The organism is Devosia sp. (genome assembly GCF_017307495.1).
In the GTDB taxonomy this organism is placed as follows: Bacteria; Pseudomonadota; Alphaproteobacteria; order Rhizobiales; family Devosiaceae; genus Devosia_A.
The window spans coordinates 41,841-60,703 of the sequence record NZ_JAFKHE010000017.1; the positions used below are offsets into that span (position 1 = coordinate 41,841).

Sequence of the window (18,863 nt, forward strand, 5' to 3'; positions counted from 1 at the left end):
TGGGGCGCATCGGGCGCGCGGGGTGACACAGAGTACCCGCGAGGGTTCGGTGCGCTCGATCGAAGGTCCCTAGCGGGGCCTTTTTTGTTGCCGATTTTCCGCCGCTGGCGGCGCAGTGAAGCGAATAGAGGCCGGCGAAGCCGGAGTGGGAGTTACAAATGGCCGAGCAAATGACGGGCGCGGAGATGGTGATCCAGGCGCTCACGGATCAGGGGGTCGAGCACATCTTCGGCTACCCGGGCGGCGCGGCGTTGCCGATCTATGATGCGCTGTTCCAGCAGGACAAGGTGCAGCACATCCTGGTGCGGCACGAGCAGGGCGCCGGTCACATGGCCGAGGGCTATGCCCGTTCGACCGGCAAGGTCGGCGTCGTGCTGGTGACGTCCGGGCCGGGCGCGACCAATGTCGTCACCCCGCTCACCGACGCGCTGATGGATTCGATCCCGATCGTCGTGCTCACCGCGCAGGTGCCGACGGCGCTGATCGGCTCGGATGCCTTCCAGGAGTGCGACACGGTCGGCATCACCCGCTCGTGCACGAAGCACAACTACCTGGTGAAGTCGGTCGCCGACCTGCCGCGCGTGCTGCATGAGGCGTTCCATATCGCCCGCACCGGCCGGCCCGGTCCGGTGCTGATCGACATTCCGAAGGACGTGCAGTTCGCCCTCGGCACCTATTACAGCGCCGACGAGATCTCTGCGACGCGCCACAAGAGCTACCACCCGGCGACCGGCGGCGACCTCGCCGCCATCGAGCAGGCGGTGGACCTGATGCTGCGCGCCGAGCGGCCGATCTTCTATACCGGCGGCGGCGTCGTGAATTCCGGCCCGGAAGCGAGCGAGAAGCTGCGCGAACTGGCCGAACTCACCGGCTTCCCGGTGACCTCGACGCTGATGGGGCTGGGTTCCTTCCCCGGCTCCAATCCGCAGTGGATGGGCATGCTGGGCATGCACGGTACCTACGAAGCCAACATGGCGATGCATGACTGCGACCTGATGATCAACATCGGCGCGCGCTTCGACGACCGCATCACCGGCCGCATCGACGCTTTCTCGCCGGGCTCGACCAAGATCCACGTCGATATCGACCCGTCTTCGATCAACAAGAACGTCCGCATCGACCTGCCGATCGTGGGGGACTGCGGGCTGGTGCTCGAGGAGATGGTGCGGATCTGGCGGAGCAAGACCAACCAGCCGCGCACCGAGGCGATCGCGCCGTGGTGGAAACAGATCGAGCAGTGGCGGGCCGTCAACTCGCTGGGGTTCAAGAACTCCAGTACGACGATCAAGCCGCAATACGCGATCCAGCGCCTCTACGAGGCGACCAGGGAGCGCGAGGTCTTCATCACCACCGAGGTGGGGCAGCACCAGATGTGGGCGGCGCAGCACTTCCACTTCGACAAGCCGAACCACTGGATGACCTCCGGTGGCCTTGGGACGATGGGCTACGGCCTGCCGGCCGCGGTCGGCGTGCAGGTGGCGCATCCGGACGCGCTGGTGGTCGACATCGCCGGCGAGGCGTCGGTGCAGATGACCATGCAGGAGATCTCGACGGCGGTGCAGTACCGCCTGCCGATCAAGATCTTCATTCTCAACAACGAGCGCATGGGCATGGTCCGGCAGTGGCAGGACCTGCTGCATGGCGGCCGCTACGCCCACAGCTATTCGGAGAGCCTGCCGGACTTCGTGAAGCTCGCGGAAGCCTATGGCGCCAAGGGCATCAAGTGCGACGATCCGAAGAAGCTGGATGCGGCAATCGCCGAGATGCTCGACTACGACGGCCCGGTGATCTTCGACTGCCTGGTCGAAAAGCACGAGAACTGCCTGCCGATGATTCCGTCGGGCAAGCCGCACAACGAAATGATCCTGCCCGACTTTGCCGAAGACATTGGTGCCGTCATAGACGCCAAGGGTCGCCAGCTGGTTTGAGGAGAGAACACATGAACGCACATCTTCAGCCGAGCGGTTCGGCCTATTTCCTCGCCGCGGAAACGCAGACCGCCGAGCGGCATACGCTCTCGGTGCTGGTCGACAACGAGCCGGGCATCCTCGCCCGCGTGGTCGGGCTGTTCTCGGCGCGGGGCTACAATATCGACAGCCTCACGGTCTCAGAGACCGAGCACGAGAAGGGGTTGAGCCGTATCACCGTGGTTACGGTTGCGACGCCCAAGGTGCTGGCGCAGATCAAGCTGCAGCTCGAGCGGCTGGTGCCGGTGCACCGGGTTCACGACCTGACGGCCGAGGGCAAGGCGCTGGAGCGCGAACTGGCGCTGATCAAGGTGGGCGGCACCGGCGAGTTGCGCGCCGAAGCGCTGCGGCTCGCCGATGCGTTCCGGGCGCAGATCGTCGATGCGACGACGGAGAGCTTCGTGTTCGAGGTGACCGGCAAGCCTTCCAAGATCGATAGCTTCATCTCGCTCATGGTGCCGCTCGGGCTGGTGGAAGTTGTGCGGACCGGGCTGGCCGCGATATCGCGCGGCGCCGAGCGCATGTAAGACGTTGCGGCCGGGAGCGATCCCGGCCCTGTCATGAGGGGATAGTCGTGTCGTTTGCCAGCCACCCGTTCCGCGGGCCGTTGTTCATGGTCATCGCGACCGGGTCGTATGTCATCAACGACACGCTGATGAAGCTCGCGACGGAGGGGCTGCCGCCATACCAGGTGCTGACGATGCGCGGCATCGCGGCGGCGCTGTGGGGCATGCCGCTGCTGTTCGCGCTCGGCTATGGGCGGAACCTGCCGCAACTGTTCGAGCGGCGCGTCCTGGCGCGCAACCTCGCCGAGACAGGCGCCATCCTGTGCTACATCGTGGCGCTCGCCAACATGCCGATCGCCGACGCCTCGGCGCTCGGGCAGATCACGCCGCTGCTCGTGCTGCTGGGCGCGTCGATCCTGTTCGGCGAGAGGATCGGGGCGGTCCGGATGGGGCTGATCGGGCTGGGCTTCGTCGGCGCGCTGATGGTGGCGCAACCGACCATGCAGGGCATTTCGGTGTACGCCTTGCTGGCCCTCGCCAACGCGGTGCTGTGCGCGGTGCGCGACATCGCCGGGCGGCGCATCGGGCACGAGGTGCCGGGCATGATCGTCGCCATGTCAGCGGTGATCGTGGTGCTGGTCGGGGCCGCGGCGATGCATGTGGCGACCGAGAGCTGGGTGATGCCGCAGGCGCACCACCTGCTGCTGCTGGCAGGATCGGGCCTGTTCCTGATCTTCGGGCACTTCTTCATCTTCATGGCGTACCGGGTGGGGCCGACCAGCGCCGTGGTGCCGTTCTACTACTTCTTCACCTTCTGGGCGGTGGTCTCGGGGCTGGCGGTGTTCGGGCAATTGCCGAACGCGCTGGCTCTGGCCGGGATCGCGCTGGTGGTGGCAAGCGGGCTCGCCATCGTGCTGCTCGACGAGCGGCGGCGCCGGCTTGCTCCGGTCGCATGATCGGACGGCGGGTATCGCGCCAGGCGATGGTCGCCATCACAACGTTCGATTGGCTGGCGGGGTCGCGATGCGGTAAGCAGCTGAACCTAGTCATTATTATTGTCGCGCTGTCGAACCGGAAAAGTCTCAACCCTTTCCTGACAACGCTCCGGTGGGGCCGCCATGACGCATCTTTCCGTGAACCTCAACGCCGTCGCCATGCTCCGCAACCGGCGCAGCGTGCCGTGGCCGAGCGTGACCGACATTGCCCGGATTGCCCTCGATGCCGGGGCGGACGGGATCACGGTGCATCCGCGGCCCGACGAGCGGCATATCCGGCGGACCGACGTGTTCGAGCTGGTGACGCTGCTGCGGCAGGACTATCCGGGGCGCGAGTTCAACATCGAGGGCTATCCGACCGAGGATTTCCTGACGCTGGTCGAGCGGGCAAAGCCCGACCAGGTGACGTTCGTGCCCGACGATCCGATGCAGGCGACATCGGACCACGGCTGGAACATCGAGGCCAATCGCGCCGTGCTGGTGCCGGCGATCGAGCGGATGAAAGCGGCAGGTATCCGCGTGTCGCTGTTCATCAATGCCGAGGCTTCGGCACCGGCGGCAGCGGCGAGCGTGGGGGCCGACCGGGTGGAGCTCTACACCGGACCCTATGGCGGGGCGCTGAAGCCCGAGGTGCAGGCGGTGCACCTCGCGGCGCTGAAGGAGACCGCGGACGCGGCGCGAGCGGTCGGGCACAATGCGCGGCCGGGGCAGGGCGGCCTGCTGGTCAACGCCGGACACGACCTCAACCTCGTCAACCTGCCGCCGCTCAAGCACGCGATCCCGGACCTCGCCGAAGTCTCGATCGGGCATGCGATCACGGCGGATGCGCTGATCTATGGGATGGCGGAGACGGTGCGGCACTACAAGCTGGCGTGCTCCTGACGGTGCGTCGCTGAAGCGGACGGTCTCATCCGGTGCCTGCCATAACTCACGGTGTCATCCCCGCGAAAGCGGAAACCTCCGTTTGCAGCGCCCGCGGCAAGAACTGAGATCCCCGCTTTCGCGGGGATGACCCGGTGGGTGGTGCGAGCCAGAGTACACGTTGCTCCCTGGCGGGGAGAGTGTTCTTCCCGCGCTGAGGTGAATGGTTCGGGGGTTGTGCCCCCTTGATCCCACACCCCAATCCGCTATGCAGGACGCCTTCCCCGTTTTCAGGCCCGAAATGTTCGACATCAACTGGATCAAAGCCAATCCCGCCGCATTCGATGCTGCCCTCGCGGGGCGCAAGAATGTGCCGTTCACGGCCGCGCAGTTGCTGGAGATGGACGAGTCCCGGCGCACGGCGATCGCGGCGGTCGAGGAGGCGCAGGCGAAGCGCAACGCGCTTTCAAAGCAGATCGGCCAGGCCAAGGCGCAGAAGGACGACGCCAAGGCGCAGGCGCTGATGGACGAGGTGGCCCACCTCAAGGACGTCGTGCAGTCGGGCGAGGCGGCGCGCAAGGAAGCCGAGGACAAGCTCCGGCAGGCGCTGTCGGTGATCCCGAACCTGCCGCTCGCCGAAGTGCCGCGCGGCAACGACGAGAGCGACAATGTCGAGTATTTCGGGCGGAATGGGTCGCCCGAGACGGCCGCGAAGAACCGGCCGGCCAAGCCCAGCTTCGGCTACAGGCCCAGGGAGCACTTCGAGACCGGCGAGGCGCTGGGGCAAATGGATTTCGAGGTCGCGGCCAAGCTGTCGGGCGCGCGCTTCGTGGTGCTGAAGAGCCATCTGGCGCGGCTCGAGCGGGCGATCGGGCAGTTCATGCTTGACCTGCATGTGGACGAGCATGGGTACACGGAGGTTCAGCCTCCGCTGCTGGTGAAGGACGATGCGCTTTACGGCACTAACCAGTTGCCGAAGTTCGAGCAGGACCTCTTCAAGACACACAAATCCAGAGCCCTCGCTGACCTAGACCCGAAGCTGGCGTCACAATTCAAGGAAGTTGCCGCGCTGAAGGAGGTCGATGGCACTCTAGTCGCAGACGAAAACGCGACATTTGACCGCGCACGCAGCGAAGAGTGGTTGCAGCAGGCCGAGAAGGCCAACGCGCTGTACCTTATTCCAACTGCCGAAGTCCCCCTCACGAACATGGTGCGCGAGAGCATTCTCAGTGAAGAGCAGTTGCCGATGCGGCTGACGGCGCTGACGCCGTGCTTCCGGTCGGAGGCCGGGTCGGCTGGCCGTGACACGCGCGGGATGCTGCGGCAGCACCAGTTCAACAAGGTCGAGATGGTGGCGATCACCACGCCAGAGGCGTCGGGCGACGAGCATGAGAAGATGCTGAGTGATGCCGAGGACGTGCTGAGGCAGCTGGGCATCCACTACCGGGTGATGATGCTGTCGACCGGCGACATGGGCTTCGGGGCGCAGAAGACCTACGACCTCGAGGCGTGGCTGCCGGGGCAGGATACCTATCGCGAGATCAGCTCGGTGTCGGTGTGCGGCGACTTCCAGGCGCGGCGCATGGATGCACGCTACCGCGACAAGGACGGCAAGGTGCGGCATGTGCATACGCTCAATGGCTCGGGCGTCGCGGTGGGGCGTGCGCTGATCGCGGTGATGGAGAACTACCAGCAGGAAGATGGCTCGGTGCTGATCCCCGAGGTGCTGCAGCCCTACATGAAGGGGCTGAAGACGATCGGCGCGCGCTCGTGAGAATCCTGATCACCAATGATGACGGGGTCGACGCGCCCGGCATCGCGGTGATGCGCGAGATCGCGGCGGAGCTGAGCGACGACATCTGGGTGGTGGCGCCGGACGGCAACCAGTCGGGTGCGGCGCACCGCTTTACCTTCGGGCGCGAACTCGGGCTCGAGGAGCGGGAGCATCAGGTCTACGCAGTGGTCGGCGGGTCGCCGGCGGACTGCGTCGTCGCCGGAATGACTCATATTTGCAAGGACTTACGGCCTGATCTAGTGCTGTCCGGGGTCAATAACGGGCAGAATATGGGCGACATCATCAACTGCTCGGGCACGGTGGCCGGGGCACGCGAGGGGGCGTTGCACGGCGCGCTGGGCATCGGCATCAGCCAGGGCGTCAACTACGAGCTCGGGCACGAGGTGAACTGGACCAACGCGCGGACCTACTCGGTGCGCGTGATCCGGCAGCTGCTGGCCGAGGTGAAGACGCGGGGCGACGCCTATTTCAACGTGAACCTGCCTTATTGCGCGCCCGAGGACGTGAGCGGCGTGCGGGTGGTGCCGTTCCAGCGCTTCTCGCGTTCGCCCATGGCCTACTACCCGAGCGACAACGCCGGGAAGTTCTTCATCGCCATTCCCGAGACGCCCATGCCGATCGATCCGGAGAACGACTTCGGGCTGATGATGCACGGCAATGCCATCACGGTGACCCCACTGATGTTGCAGCATACGCATCACGACCTGGTGGCGCGGCTGGACGGAGCCGTGGGGCTCTGAGCGAGCGAGCCGGTTCGTGCGGCTCGCTGCTGACGCCTGCTTCGTGCTTGATTGCCACAATTGCCTTGCCCCCTCGCTTCAGTTCGAAGGGGATTGTCGCATGGCTGGAGCGGACGGGGACAAGTTGGCGGCCCAGGGAAGAAGATGCCGGGAATCCCAGGGATTGCCGGCATGGGCGGTGGTCGTGAATGCGGGCTCGCCACGGGTCACGGCTCGGCGGTTCCCGGACATTCAGTCGAAGGTGGGGAGGGTGCTGCCCTGCTCGGGCCGCCTGCCCACCATGTTGATGAACGGGCTCTGAACCGTTGTTCATCCTGGGCTGCCTGATGGGCAACGCAGTACTCCACGCCCCCTCATCTGCCCTTCGGGCGCCCCGCTCCGACAAGGAATGGGGCCGCACCTGTGACGGCTCAGCCGGGATGGCGACGCCGTATCCCTACCGGTTCCTGAATCCGTGTTCGGGGCATCATGCAAATTGCCTCGCATTTAAATCACTCTTTACCTTAACGGCCTAACCTCCAGTCCATTGAGTACCTGCGTAGAGTGGACTGATGAGTAACCGCGTGACCGGAAGGGCGTTCAAAACCGCCGCGATTGTGGGCCTCCTCGTGGGCGCCACGGCGCTTTCTGGGTGCAGTTCGCTGGGTGGGCTCGGCTTCGACAGAACAGTGACCGGTTCGGTCAACTCTGCCGCATCGATGCCCGCGTCCCAGCCCATGCCCAGCAAGCTGGCCGAGAGTCGTTTCGTCCCCCCCGCAGATATTGGCGGCAATGGCAGCCCCGGCGCGATGATGGTCGGGTCCAGTGCCATGCCATCCGCCTCCAGCCAGCCGCTGGGCTCAGTATCGACCGAAGACTTGCCTGTGCTCACCTCGTCAGCCAACGGAAGCAAACCGATGATGCCTGCTGCCCAGCCCCTGAGCCCGGTTCCGGCGACCACCCAGTTGGCGTCGGCTCCCGCTCCACAGTCGAATACGCTCGTCTCCGTCCCGTCGGACGCCTATGTGCACGTGATCGAAAGCGGCGAGAGCCTCTATACCGTGGCACGCCGCTACAACGTGACGGCGCAGGCGATCATCCAGGCGAACGGCTTCTCCTCGCCGGACAAGATCTTTGTCGGCCAGAAGATCGTCATTCCGGGCAAGGCTTCCACGCTCGCCGCCCTCGGGCCGAAGCCGAGCGCCTCGCAGGCGGTCGATACCCTCGCTCCGGCCGCCCAGCCTCTGGCCAAGCCAACGGCCGTGGCTTCGCTCGACACCCAGGCCAAGACCCCGGCCGCGACGGTGAAGCCGCTCGCCCCGGTGTCGGATGCCGCTCCGGCCGCCCCGGTCGCCGAGGCCAAGCCGCTCGAGCAGCCCAAGTCCGAGCCGGTGCTGTCCGGCGCCGACAAGTTCCGCTGGCCGGTCTCGGGCCGCGTGATCACTGACTTCGCCAATTCCAAGGGCACCGGCATCAATATCGAGGCGCCGGAAGGCACCGCGGTGCGGGCCGCCGAGAACGGGCAGGTGATCTATGCCGGCTCGGGCGTCGAGGGCTACGGCAACCTGATCCTCATCCGCCATCCGAACGGCTACGTGTCGGCCTACGCCCACCTCAAGGACATGAACGTGGCCAAGGGCACGGTGGTCAACCGCGGCGACAATATCGGCACGGCCGGCAAGACCGGCGGCGTGGCCAAGTCGCAGCTCCACTTCGAACTGCGCAAGGGCGCAACCCCGGTGGACCCGGTGCCGCTGCTGGCGTCGTAGGAAGCAGGAATTAGAAGGTAGAAATTTGAAGGGCCCCGGAGAACCGGGGCCTTTTGCTTTGGGGGCATCGTGGGGCCCACATCAACAGGTGTCATCCCTGCGAAGGCAGGGATCCATTTCGCAGCCCGCGCTCGCTGATGCATGGATCCCTGCTTTCGCAGGGATGACAGCCGGTGGGTGTACGCCGCTTCGCGCCTGGATCAGGTGACGAACGCCCGGACCGAGTGCTTGATCTCGAGCGGCTTCTGCGGGTCGATGTCGATCGAGGTGCGGATGCCGCGCTTGTTGATCGGGTTGGGGCCGGTCGAGACGTCGGTGTGCAGGTCGAAGGCGGAGGCGAGAGGCTCAAGGCCGATGGCGCGGAACTGGTTGCGCCAGGGTTCGCCGCCGATGCCGCCGTCGGTGTGCCAGAACATCAGCGTGGGGAGCAGGTTGCGGTCCCAATCGAGCTCGAAGCCGGCGCCTTCGTCGAGATAGGTGCCGGTGAGCGGGCTGGTGACCCCGCAGAGCTGGATGTTCCTGTCGGTGCGCGGCGTGAGCGGGATATGGCCCATGTCGACGCGGCCGCCATTCATGGGCACGGAGGCGAGGCTGGTGAACTCCTGCGGGTCGCCGACGGCGGTCTGGCCGGGGTGGGTGAGGCCGAACTGGAAATCGACCTTCAATTCGAGCCGACCGGGTTTTTCGGGCAGGCGGAAGTTGGGGTGGAGGCCGGCCGAGATCGAGGCCTGGTGGCGGGCGAAGATGCGCAGGCTGAAATCGAGGGCCGGGCTGCCGTCGCGGGCCGAGATGGTGCGCTCGAGGCGCCGGACAACCGAATGCGGCTCGTAGTCAAGGCTCAGGGTGACGGAGCGCTCGTCGGCGGAGACGATGGTCCATTCCTCGTGCGCGGCCGGGCCGTGGATGGTGCCGTTGGCCGGCTGGGTCATCAGTTCGGACCATTCGGGCAGGGTGGGGGCCTCTCGCCCGCCGGTGCCGAACGGGAGGCCGACGAAATCGCCGGCGAGGACGCGCAGGTGCCCGACGATCGCGGGATCGCTGACGGTGCCGACCCAGGGGGCGCGGGCGAAGGGCTTGAACGGGCCGTTGGGCAGGCTGAACGTGGCGTCGGTCAGCATGGCGGCGGTGGTGACGATGGTCGCGTCGCCGTGCGACCACCTCAGTCTATGCGTCGAACTCAATGCTCCCCCCTCGGGAATTATTCGCTCTTGCTCAGTCTCTCAGTCGTCATCCGCGGGCTTGACCCGCGGACCCATTGGATGTCGCACCATCGCTGGGTCCCCGGGTCTTCGCCCGGGGATGACGGTGGATGGAAGGGCAGGTGCGGTTTGTTCCGCTTTCCTGGCCCCTGCCTCGGTATCACCCCTGCGAAAGCAGGGGCCCAACTTGAAGTCCGCGCCGGCTGCGGGATGGGTCCCTGCTTTCGCAGGGATGACAGCCGGTGGGTTTGGCACCAGACAAACTAGATCGCCTTGCCCTGCTCTCCTGCCAGGGCCCTCACGAACTGGATGGCGACGCGACCGGAGCGGGCGCCGCGGGTCATTGACCATTCTACGGCGCGGGCACGCAGGGTCTCGTCGTCGATCACGATGCCGTACTCGTCGCAGTAGCCGCGGATCATGGCAAGGTAGGTCGGCTGGTCGCAGTTGTGGAAGCCCAACCAAAGTCCGAAGCGGTCGGAGAGCGACACCTTCTCGTCCACGGCCTCGCCGGGGGAGATGGCGGTGGAGCGCTCGTTCTCGACCATGTCGCGTGGCATGAGGTGGCGGCGGTTGGAGGTGGCGTAGAACAGCACATTCTCGGGCCGGCCCTCGAGGCCGCCATCGAGGATGGTCTTCAGCGACTTGTAGCTGGTTTCGTCCTTGTCGAAGCTCAGGTCGTCGCAGAAGACGATGAAGCGGGCGTCCTCGCGGGAGATGACGCGCATCAGCCGGGGCAGGGCCTCAATGTCCTCGCGGGCGATCTCGATGAGGATGAGGCGCTTGAGGCCGGGTTCGCCGAGGGCGTTGATATGGGCGTGGATGGCCTTGACCAGCGAGCTCTTGCCCATGCCGCGCGCGCCCCAGAGCAGCGCGTTGTTGGCGGCAAAGCCGCGCGCGAACTGCAGGGTATTCTGCAACAGGATCTCGCGGACATCATCGATGCCCTGGAGCATGGCGAGCGGCACGCGGGAGACCCTTGCGACGGGGACGAGCAGGCCGGCGGCGGCGTCCCAGTGATAGGCATCGGCATCGGTCAGCGCCGGCGCCGCAGCGTTCGCGCCGGGCCGCAGCGCGTCGAGCGAATCCGCTATGCGAGCGAGAGCCGCTGCGATGGCGGCGGAATTGTCTTCAGTCATAAGGCAGTACTCCCGGGTACGCCTCTCTTTTGAACCACCCCGATTGGCTTTGCAATCCTTGACGCCCACCACTATATTCCGCGCGATTTTTGCCGGGTTGGACTGCCCATCGCCGGAAACCTGCCCTATATGGGCCAACACGGCCGATCCGACGGGCCGAAGACCAACTGAGCAAGGAGCCTCTTGATGTTCGTGACCCCCGCTTTCGCGCAAGCCGCAACCGGTGCCGCCCCCGCCGGCGTCGGCGGAGCCGATCTGCTGATCCAGTTTGCGCCGATCCTGCTGCTGGTCGTGATCTTCTGGCTGCTGATCTTCCGCCCCCAGCAGAAGCGCATGAAGGCGCACCAGGCGATGCTCTCGGCGATCACCCGCGGCGACACCGTGGTTACGTCCGGCGGTCTCGTCGGCAAGGTGACCAAGGCGGTGGACGGCGAAGACCTCGAAGTTGAGATCGCCCAGGGCACGCGCGTCAAGATCACCCGTGGCGGCATCACCGACGTGCGGTCGAAGTCCGCTCCGGTCAACGACAACAAGGCCTGATCCTTCTTGCAGCCGGTCCACCTTCGTGGGCCGGCCGACGCATTTGTGACATAGATGCGGAGCCCTTACGGGGCTCCGCTAGCCCATTGGGCCCTTCAAGGACCGACGCTCGACATGCAGTTCTCGCCCCTGCGCACAGCCATCATCGTCATCGTCGCGGTGCTTGGCATCTTGTTCACGATTCCGAGCTTCCTGCCCAAGGATGTGCTGTCGGGGTGGCCGGGCTTCCTGCCAAAGAACACGGTGGTGCTCGGCCTCGACCTGCAGGGCGGCTCGCACCTGCTGCTGCAGGTGAACAAGGACTCGATCATCACCGAGCGTATCAAGACGCTCCGGCGAGACGTGCGCACGACGCTGGCCAACCAGAACGGCATCGGCAACCTGATTACGACCGGTACGGATTCGGTCACCGTCGAGCTGACGGATCCGACGCAGAAGGATGCCGCGATGGCGGCGATCCAGAAGCTGCAATCCAGCGTTTCGGGCTCGTTCGGCGTGGGCGGCGTGAACGAGCTGGCCTTCTCGGAGACGCCGGACGGCAAGATCGTGGTGGCGCTGACCCCCGATGGCGTGACGGCGCGCATGTCGCAGCTCGTGGCGCAGTCGATGGAGGTCATCCGCAACCGCGTCGACGCGGTCGGCACGACCGAGCCGACGATCCAGCGCCAGGGTGACAATCGCGTGCTCGTGCAGGTGCCGGGCTTCGAGGACTCGACCCGGCTCAAGGAGCTGATCGCCAAGACGGCACGGCTGACGTTCCATCTGGTGCATCCGTCGATGACGGCGGCGCAGGCCGAAGCGCAGGGCGTGCCGGCCGGCTACGTGGTCGTGCCGAGCGCCGACGGCGGCAGCGAACTGCTCAACGAGAACATCGAGCTGGGCGGCGAGTCGCTGACCAATGCGCAGCCGGGCTTCGACCAGCAGACCGGCCGGTCGGTGGTGAGCTTCCAGTTCGACACGCGCGGGGCGATCACGTTCGGCGAGATCACCTCCAAGAATGTCGGCAAGCGCTTCGCGATCGTGCTCGACAACCAGGTGATCACGGCGCCGGTCATCCAGCAGGCGATCACCGGCGGCTCGGGCCAGATCAGCGGCAACTTCACGCCGCAATCGGCCAACGACCTCGCGGTGCTGCTGCGCGCCGGCGCCTTGCCGGCGACGCTCGATGTGGTGGAAGAGCGCTCGGTGGGTCCGAGCCTGGGCGCCGACTCGATCCATGCCGGCATCACCGCGGGCCTCGTGGCCTCGGTTCTGGTGGTGGCGTTCATGGTGATCGCCTACGGCATGTTCGGCGTGTTCGCCAACGTGGCGCTAGGGCTCAACGTCATCCTCATCCTGGGCTCGCTGTCTGCGCTGGGGGCGACGCTGACCCTGCCGGGCATCGCTGGCATCGTGCTGACGATCGGCGTGGCGGTGGACGCCAACGTGCTGATCTACGAGCGCATGCGCGAGGAGCAACGGGCGGGCAAGTCGATCATCGCCTCGCTGGATGCGGGCTTCCACCGCGCCTGGGGCACCATCATCGACTCGCACCTGACGCAGCTGATCGCGGCCATCGTGCTCTATTTCCTCGGCTCCGGTCCGATCCAGGGCTTTGCCGTGACGCTGGCGCTCGGCATCCTGACGTCGCTGTTCACCGCCTACACGGTGACGCGCCTGTTCATCTCGCTCTGGTACCGCTGGCGCCGCCCGAAGACGCTGCGCATCCAGCATTTCCGGTTCATCCCGGACGGCACCAAGATCGACTTCATGAAGATGTCGCGCTACGCGATCGTGCTCTCGGTGGTGCTGACCATCGGGGCGATCGGGCTTGCCTTCACCAAGGGCTTCAACCTCGGCATCGACTTCATCGGCGGGTCGGCCATCGAGGTGCAGCATACGGCGGCGGGGGATGCGGACCCGGCGAAGGTGCGCGAACTGCTCGATCCGCTGGGCCTCGGCGAAGTCCAGGTGCAGAGCTTCGGCACGCCGCAGGACCTGCTGGTCCGCATCCAGCTGCAGCCCGGCGGCGATGCCGAGCAGCAGGTCGCGGTGCAGAAGGTCACGCAGGTACTGGCGACCGACAACTACGAAGTGCGGCGCACCGAGGCCGTGAGCGGCACGGTGTCGGGAGAACTGGGCCTGCACGGCACCATCGCCGTGCTGGTGTCGCTGGTCGCCATCCTGATGTACGTGTGGTTCCGCTTCGAGTGGCAGTTCGGCCTGGCGGCGGTGACGACGACGGCGCACGACGTGATCATGACGGTGGGCCTGTTCTCGCTGACCGGGCTGGAGTTCAACCTGAGCTCGATCGCGGCGGTGCTGACCCTCGTTGGCCTGTCGCTCAACGAAACCGTCGTCATCTCGGACCGCGTGCGCGAAAACCTGCGCAAATACAAGAAGATGACGATCCCCGAGATTATCAACCTGTCGATCAACCAGACCATCGTGCGGACGTCGCTGACGCAGTTCACGGTGCTGCTGGCGCTGTTCCCGCTGGTGTTCTTCGGCGGCGAGTCGATCCGTGGCTTCACCATCGCGATGACCTTCGGCTCGATCTTCGGCATGTACTCGTCGGTGTTCATCGGCGGCCCGATCCTGATCTATTTCGGGCTCAAGCCGCGCAGCGAAGCCGAGGAGGCCAAGGAGCAGAAGGCCAAGGCAGCCAAGCGCGCCGACGGCGCCGCGGTCTGACATGGCGGAGCCGGGGGCGGGGTTCTACCCCCAGCAGGTGCAGATCGACGCCTATGGCAACGGCGGCTTCCGCTTCGCCGGCATGAGCCACCGCGGCTCGCTGCTGTGCCTGCCGACGGGTATGCAGGCCTGGCCGGTCGACGCGGTGGGGCAACTGACGCTCGACAGCCTGCAACCGGTGCTCGACGTGGCCGAGCAGCTCGACGTGCTGCTGATCGGGCTGGGGGCGGACATCGTCGGGCTCGATCCCGCGATCCGGGCCGCGCTGAAGGCCCGGGGCGTGATCGTCGAGGCGATCGCCACGGGTGGAGCCGTGCGCACCTACAACGTGCTGCTGGCCGAGGATCGCGCCGTGGGTGCGGCGCTGATCGCGGTCGAGAACGCCAGATGAGCGGCGCTGCCGGCGGGCAGGGCGACTATGTGGCGAGCTTCCTTCGGGAGGCGGATCGAGACCGCTTTTTCGCCGCGCTGATGCTGCGCCAGCCCGAGCAGAAGGCGGTGCAGGCGCTGTATGCCTTTGCCGCCGATGTCGCTTCCATCCGCGATCGGGCTCGCGAGCCGGCGGCCGGCGAGATCAGGCTGCAGTGGTGGGCCGATGCCTTGAATGGCGCGGGGCACGGCGATGTGCGCCAGAACCCGCTGGCGGCGGCGGTGCTCGATGCGATGGAGCGGTACGGCCTGCCGGCGGGGCCGTTGCTGCGGCTGATCGCGGCGCGGCGGTTCGACCTCTATCACGACCCGATGCCGGACGTTGCAAGCTTCGAGGGCTATGCGGGCGAGACCGTGTCGGTGCTCTACCAGCTGGCGGCGATGGTGCTCAACGGCGGCGCCGAGGTGGAGACGGGGGATGCGGCGGGGCATCTGGGCGTGGCGCAGGCGCTGGCCGGGCATCTGCGCGCGTTCGGCTACAACGCCTCGACCGGGCGAATCTTCCTGCCCATGAACATCTTCGCTGCCAACGGCGTGACGGACGGCGAGATTCTTGCGGGGCAGGAGAGCGAGGGGCTGTTCGCGGCGCTGGCGCAGATCGGCGAGCTGGCGCAGGAACACGTGGGCAAGGCGCGGGCGGCGATCAAGGCGCTGCCAAGGCAGCTAAGGCCGGCGTTCGCGCCGGTGGCGATCGTCGGGCGGCAGGCGACATTGGCCGTGCAGGCGCAGGCGCCGTATGCGGCGGGGGCGGACCTCAGCGACTGGCGGAAGATCGCGCTGATGGGGTGGTGGGCGGCGAGGGCCTGAGCGCCAGCTGGTGGCCGTCGCCCATGTGTGAGGCACCCGAAGCGCGGATGAGGGGGGGCGCCAGCCCTCCTGGTCGCTCGTCGCTTTGCTCCGACCGCGCAGACTTCGTCTGCGGAACCCCTCATCCGGCGCTACGCGCCACCTTCTCCCTCAAGGGGAGAAGGAAGAGGGTGCCCTACGCCCAGGCCATGATGTCTTCGAGCGCCCGGGAGGTGATCGCTTCCTTCTTGGCGATGCTCTTCTCGGTCGACTTCCAGCGGCCGACGTGGCCTTCGGGCCTGGTGATCGAGACGGGCGGGAAGAGGCCGAAGTTGACATTCATGGGCTGGAAGCTGCGGGCGCCGGAATAGGCTTCGGCCTCGAGATGACCGCCGGTGATGTGGTTGATCAGCGCGCCCATGGCCGTGGTGGCGGGCGGGATGGCGAGGGTTTCGCCACGCGCGTCGGCGGCGGCAAGGCGGCCGGCCATCAGGCCGACGGCGGCGCTCTCAACATAGCCCTCGACGCCGGTGACCTGGCCGGCAAAGCGCAGGCGCGGCATGGCCTTGAGCTTCAGATCGGGGCCGAGCACCTTGGGCGAGTTGAGGAAGGTATTGCGGTGCAGGCCGCCGAGGCGGGCGAACTGGGCGTTCTCAAGGCCGGGGATCAAGCGGAAGATCTCGGTCTGAACGCCGTAGCGCATCTTGGTCTGGAAACCGACCATGTTCCACAGCGTGCCCAGCGCATTGTCCTGGCGCAGCTGGACGATGGCATGGGGCTTCACCGTGGGGTTGCGCGGGTTGGTGAGGCCGACCGGCTTCATCGGGCCCCAGCGCAGGGTGTCGCGGCCGCGCTCGGCCATCACCTCGATGGGCAGGCAGCCGTCGAAGTAGGGGACCTTTTCCCAGTCCTTGAACTGGTGCAGCGGGGCCGAGAGCAGGGCATCGACGAAGCGGTTGTACTGCGCCTCGTCCATCGGGCAGTTGAGGTAGTCGCGCCCGTCGCCCATCGGCCCGACCTTGTCGTAGCGCGACTGGGCCCAGACGATGTCCATGTCGATCGAGTCCTTGTGGACGATCGGCGCGATGGCATCGAAGAAGGCGAGCGAGTCCTCGCCGGTCAGTCCCTGGATCGCTTCGGCGAGGGCCGGGGAGGTCAGCGGGCCGGTGGCGACGATGACGTTCTGCCAGTCGTCGGGCGGCAAGCCGGCAACCTCGCCGCGCTCGATGGAGATGTTGGGGTGGTTCTGGATGGCCGCGGTCACTGCCTCGGCGAAGGCGTCGCGGTCGACGGCCAACGCGCCGCCAGCCGGCAGCTTGTAGGCATCGGCCGCGCGCATGATCAGCGAGCCGCAGCGCCGCATTTCCTCGTGCAGGAGCCCGACGGCGTTGTGCCGGTGATCGTCGGAGCGGAAGCTGTTGGAGCAGACCAGCTCGGCGAAGCTCTCGGTCTGGTGCGCGTCGGTCTGCTGCACCGGACGCATTTCGTGGAGGACGACCTTGGCGCCGGCCTCGGCAGCCTGCCAGGCAGCTTCGGATCCGGCGAGCCCGCCGCCGATGACGTGGATGGGTTGAGTGGACATGCGCGCCAGATAGCAAGCAGGGGCAGGCGACGCAATGTTCGTGGACTTTCGCCGCAGTGGAGCGGCGCCCGGCCCCAGGAAAGGCAGAACGCCCGCTTCGATCAGGAAGCGGGCGTTCTAGGATGCCGGCGAAGCGCAGGGACCAGTCGGCGTACCGTTAGATGGTGCGCGCATGGTCGCGAGCGATGCGCTGGATGTCGGTGCGGGTGATACCCAGGTCGCTCAGCTGGCGGTTGTCGAGAGCGGTCAGCTCACGGACGGTCTGCTGGTAAGCGGCCCACTTCTTCAGCGTAGTGCGGATGCCCATTGGAAGTCTCCTTTCGTCTACAGGGTGAGAGATAGGATGGTTGGCGCGGGATGAGCAGTGGGGGATGTCTCAGTGCCGTTATGCGATTTACGCATGGCTTCCGGCGGAGTTGTTCACGTTTGATTCAGACTGGTGGCAAAAGGCCGGCAAGCTGGGGGCAAAACCGGCAGGACCGGCGATCGCGGAGGCTCAGCGATCGAACAGGCCGCAGGTCATTCTCCGGAAGTCCGGGCCTGAAACCCCCAGAGCGTCGCGGCTTGTCGGGACATCGGTCTCCCGCAGCGTCTGCCTGAGGTCGACCAGGCGCCGTTGGCGCCAGACCGCACGTACGAACATCGTGCACTCCTCGTTCGGATCACGACGACAGCAGGATGCGCCCATTTCACCTGGGGTGCACGCAGTGATATGTCACTGCCGGCATGCGCCGAACGCATGGCAAATTCATTCTACTGTCATCTTGGACGGGCCTGGAACTCCGCTGCTCGCACCGGCGAAGTTGCAGCGATGATCCAACGGTCGCCGATGAAAGTCCGCCAGACTTCAGCCGATGGTGCGCTCGAGCAGGCTGAGCCAGTTGCCGTGGGCCAGCTTTTCGAGCAGCGGGGCGTCGTAGCCATGGCGCTCCAGGGCTTCGAACAGGCGGGGCAGGCCGGAGGCGTCGCCGATGTCGGCCGGGACCAGGGCGCCATCGAAGTCGGAGCCCATGCCGACCCGGGTCTCGCCCAGCGCTTCGATCAGCCCGTCGAGATGGCGGACCATGTCGTCGATGGGGGTATCGGCGCGCATCTGGCCGTCGGCGCGCAGGAAGCCGGTGGCGAAGTTGAGGCCGACCATGCCGTCGCTGTCGCGGATGGCGCGCAGCTGGTCGGCGGTGAGGTTGCGCGGCGCCTGGGTGAGCGCGTGGACGTTGGAGTGGGTAGCGACGAGCGGCGCGGTCGAGAGCGCCGCCACGTCCCAGAAGCCCTTTTCGGTGATGTGCGAGAGGTCGACGAGAATGCGCTTTTCGTTGCAGGCGCGCACCAATCGCTTGCCGGCATCGGTGAGGCCCGGGCCGAGGTCGGGCGAGTGCGGGAAGCGGAAGGGCACGCCGTAGCCGAAGACGTTGGTGCGGCTCCAGACCGGCCCAATGGAGCGGAGCCCGGCGGCGTAGAGCACGTCGAGGAAGTGCAGGTCTGCGTCGATGGCTTCGGCGCCCTCGATGTGGAGGACGGCGGCAAGCGAGCCGCGCGCCATGGCGGCGCGGATGTCGGCGGCGCTGCGGCAGACGGTGACGGCGCCGTTCGAGGCCGCCTCGAGGCGGAGCAGCAGGGCAACCTGGTGCGTGGTCATGCGGCGCGCGAGGTCCATCGGCAGCTCGGGCGGGAGCGGCGTGTTGGACATGTCACGGGCGGTGGTGAAATCGGCCCGCTCGTCGGGCGAGGGGCAGAACACGGCGAACATGCCGCCAGCGAGATTGCCGGCCCGCGCCTTGGGCAGGTCGATATGGCCGGGCCCGCCGCCCTCGAGGAAGCGCGCCACCGGATCGGGCGAGGTGTCCTTCATCAGGCGGAGGAGGACGTCGTTGTGGCCGTCGAAGATGGGGGGCGTGGGCAAGGG

At 66.6% G+C, this 18,863-nt stretch carries 17 protein-coding genes; 11 read left to right on the forward strand and 6 right to left on the reverse strand.

The window, feature by feature from the left end:
* Nucleotides 1-158 precede the first annotated feature (158 nt).
* From J0I99_RS09805 to J0I99_RS09835, 7 genes are all read left to right on the forward strand, one after another.
* Nucleotides 159-1,928, forward strand: coding sequence for an acetolactate synthase 3 large subunit (locus tag J0I99_RS09805; protein WP_291397271.1), 1,770 nt, complete (start codon nucleotides 159-161; stop codon nucleotides 1,926-1,928).
* Nucleotides 1,929-1,939: 11 nt separating this feature from the next.
* The gene (gene ilvN, locus J0I99_RS09810) at nucleotides 1,940-2,494 is read left to right on the forward strand and encodes an acetolactate synthase small subunit (protein WP_291391396.1); all 555 of its coding nucleotides are present in this window, start codon (nucleotides 1,940-1,942) and stop codon (nucleotides 2,492-2,494) included.
* A 47-nt stretch (nucleotides 2,495-2,541) separates the two neighbouring features.
* A complete protein-coding gene (locus J0I99_RS09815) occupies nucleotides 2,542-3,429 on the forward strand; it encodes a DMT family transporter (RefSeq protein WP_291397272.1) in 888 nt (295 codons plus the stop codon).
* A gap of 162 nt (nucleotides 3,430-3,591) precedes the next feature.
* Nucleotides 3,592-4,350 carry a pyridoxine 5'-phosphate synthase gene (locus tag J0I99_RS09820; protein WP_291397273.1) on the forward strand — a complete coding sequence of 253 codons (759 nt, stop codon included), beginning with the start codon at nucleotides 3,592-3,594 and terminating at the stop codon, nucleotides 4,348-4,350.
* 280 nt (nucleotides 4,351-4,630) lie between these two features.
* The gene (serS, locus tag J0I99_RS09825; protein WP_291397274.1) at nucleotides 4,631-6,103 is read left to right on the forward strand and encodes a serine--tRNA ligase; all 1,473 of its coding nucleotides are present in this window, start codon (nucleotides 4,631-4,633) and stop codon (nucleotides 6,101-6,103) included.
* A complete protein-coding gene (gene surE, locus J0I99_RS09830) occupies nucleotides 6,100-6,864 on the forward strand; it encodes a 5'/3'-nucleotidase SurE (RefSeq protein WP_291391392.1) in 765 nt (254 codons plus the stop codon). Before serS ends, surE begins: the two co-directional genes overlap by 4 nt.
* Before the next feature lie 896 nt (nucleotides 6,865-7,760).
* Complete coding sequence (locus tag J0I99_RS09835; RefSeq protein ID WP_291391391.1) at nucleotides 7,761-8,612, forward strand: M23 family metallopeptidase; 852 nt, start codon at nucleotides 7,761-7,763, stop codon at nucleotides 8,610-8,612.
* Between the two features lie 200 nt (nucleotides 8,613-8,812).
* Here J0I99_RS09835 and J0I99_RS09840 read toward each other — a convergent pair whose 3' ends face one another.
* Nucleotides 8,813-9,793, reverse strand: coding sequence for a hypothetical protein (locus tag J0I99_RS09840; protein WP_291397275.1), 981 nt, complete (start codon nucleotides 9,791-9,793; stop codon nucleotides 8,813-8,815).
* Nucleotides 9,794-10,074: 281 nt separating this feature from the next.
* Nucleotides 10,075-10,950: an ATP-binding protein gene (locus J0I99_RS09845; protein ID WP_291397276.1), complete on the reverse strand. Its 876-nt coding sequence runs from the start codon at nucleotides 10,948-10,950 to the stop codon at nucleotides 10,075-10,077.
* Nucleotides 10,951-11,136: 186 nt separating this feature from the next.
* On the opposite strand from J0I99_RS09845, the gene yajC reads away from it, so the two are divergent.
* The 4 genes from yajC (at nucleotide 11,137) to J0I99_RS09865 (ending at nucleotide 15,399) form a co-directional block, all read left to right on the forward strand.
* Nucleotides 11,137-11,490 carry a preprotein translocase subunit YajC gene (gene yajC / locus J0I99_RS09850; RefSeq protein WP_291397277.1) on the forward strand — a complete coding sequence of 118 codons (354 nt, stop codon included), beginning with the start codon at nucleotides 11,137-11,139 and terminating at the stop codon, nucleotides 11,488-11,490.
* Between the two features lie 114 nt (nucleotides 11,491-11,604).
* Nucleotides 11,605-14,163, forward strand: a complete 2,559-nt coding sequence (gene secD / locus J0I99_RS09855) for a protein translocase subunit SecD (protein ID WP_291397279.1) — start codon at nucleotides 11,605-11,607, stop codon at nucleotides 14,161-14,163.
* Nucleotide 14,164: 1 nt separating this feature from the next.
* Nucleotides 14,165-14,554: an MTH938/NDUFAF3 family protein gene (locus tag J0I99_RS09860; protein ID WP_291397281.1), complete on the forward strand. Its 390-nt coding sequence runs from the start codon at nucleotides 14,165-14,167 to the stop codon at nucleotides 14,552-14,554.
* Complete coding sequence (locus J0I99_RS09865; RefSeq protein WP_291397283.1) at nucleotides 14,551-15,399, forward strand: phytoene/squalene synthase family protein; 849 nt, start codon at nucleotides 14,551-14,553, stop codon at nucleotides 15,397-15,399. Before J0I99_RS09860 ends, J0I99_RS09865 begins: the two co-directional genes overlap by 4 nt.
* Nucleotides 15,400-15,574: 175 nt before the next feature.
* Here J0I99_RS09865 and trmFO read toward each other — a convergent pair whose 3' ends face one another.
* The 4 genes from trmFO to J0I99_RS09885 all read right to left on the reverse strand — a co-directional run bounded on the left by trmFO (nucleotide 15,575) and on the right by J0I99_RS09885 (nucleotide 18,860).
* Nucleotides 15,575-16,960 (reverse strand): methylenetetrahydrofolate--tRNA-(uracil(54)-C(5))-methyltransferase (FADH(2)-oxidizing) TrmFO, encoded by a 1,386-nt coding sequence (gene trmFO / locus J0I99_RS09870; protein WP_291397284.1) that lies wholly within the window; start codon nucleotides 16,958-16,960, stop codon nucleotides 15,575-15,577.
* A gap of 157 nt (nucleotides 16,961-17,117) precedes the next feature.
* Nucleotides 17,118-17,267 carry a DUF1127 domain-containing protein gene (locus J0I99_RS09875; protein ID WP_291397285.1) on the reverse strand — a complete coding sequence of 50 codons (150 nt, stop codon included), beginning with the start codon at nucleotides 17,265-17,267 and terminating at the stop codon, nucleotides 17,118-17,120.
* A 189-nt stretch (nucleotides 17,268-17,456) separates the two neighbouring features.
* Nucleotides 17,457-17,603: a hypothetical protein gene (locus tag J0I99_RS09880; protein WP_291397287.1), complete on the reverse strand. Its 147-nt coding sequence runs from the start codon at nucleotides 17,601-17,603 to the stop codon at nucleotides 17,457-17,459.
* Between the two features lie 204 nt (nucleotides 17,604-17,807).
* Nucleotides 17,808-18,860: a dipeptidase gene (locus J0I99_RS09885; protein WP_291397289.1), complete on the reverse strand. Its 1,053-nt coding sequence runs from the start codon at nucleotides 18,858-18,860 to the stop codon at nucleotides 17,808-17,810.
* Between the last annotated feature and the right edge of the window lie 3 nt (nucleotides 18,861-18,863).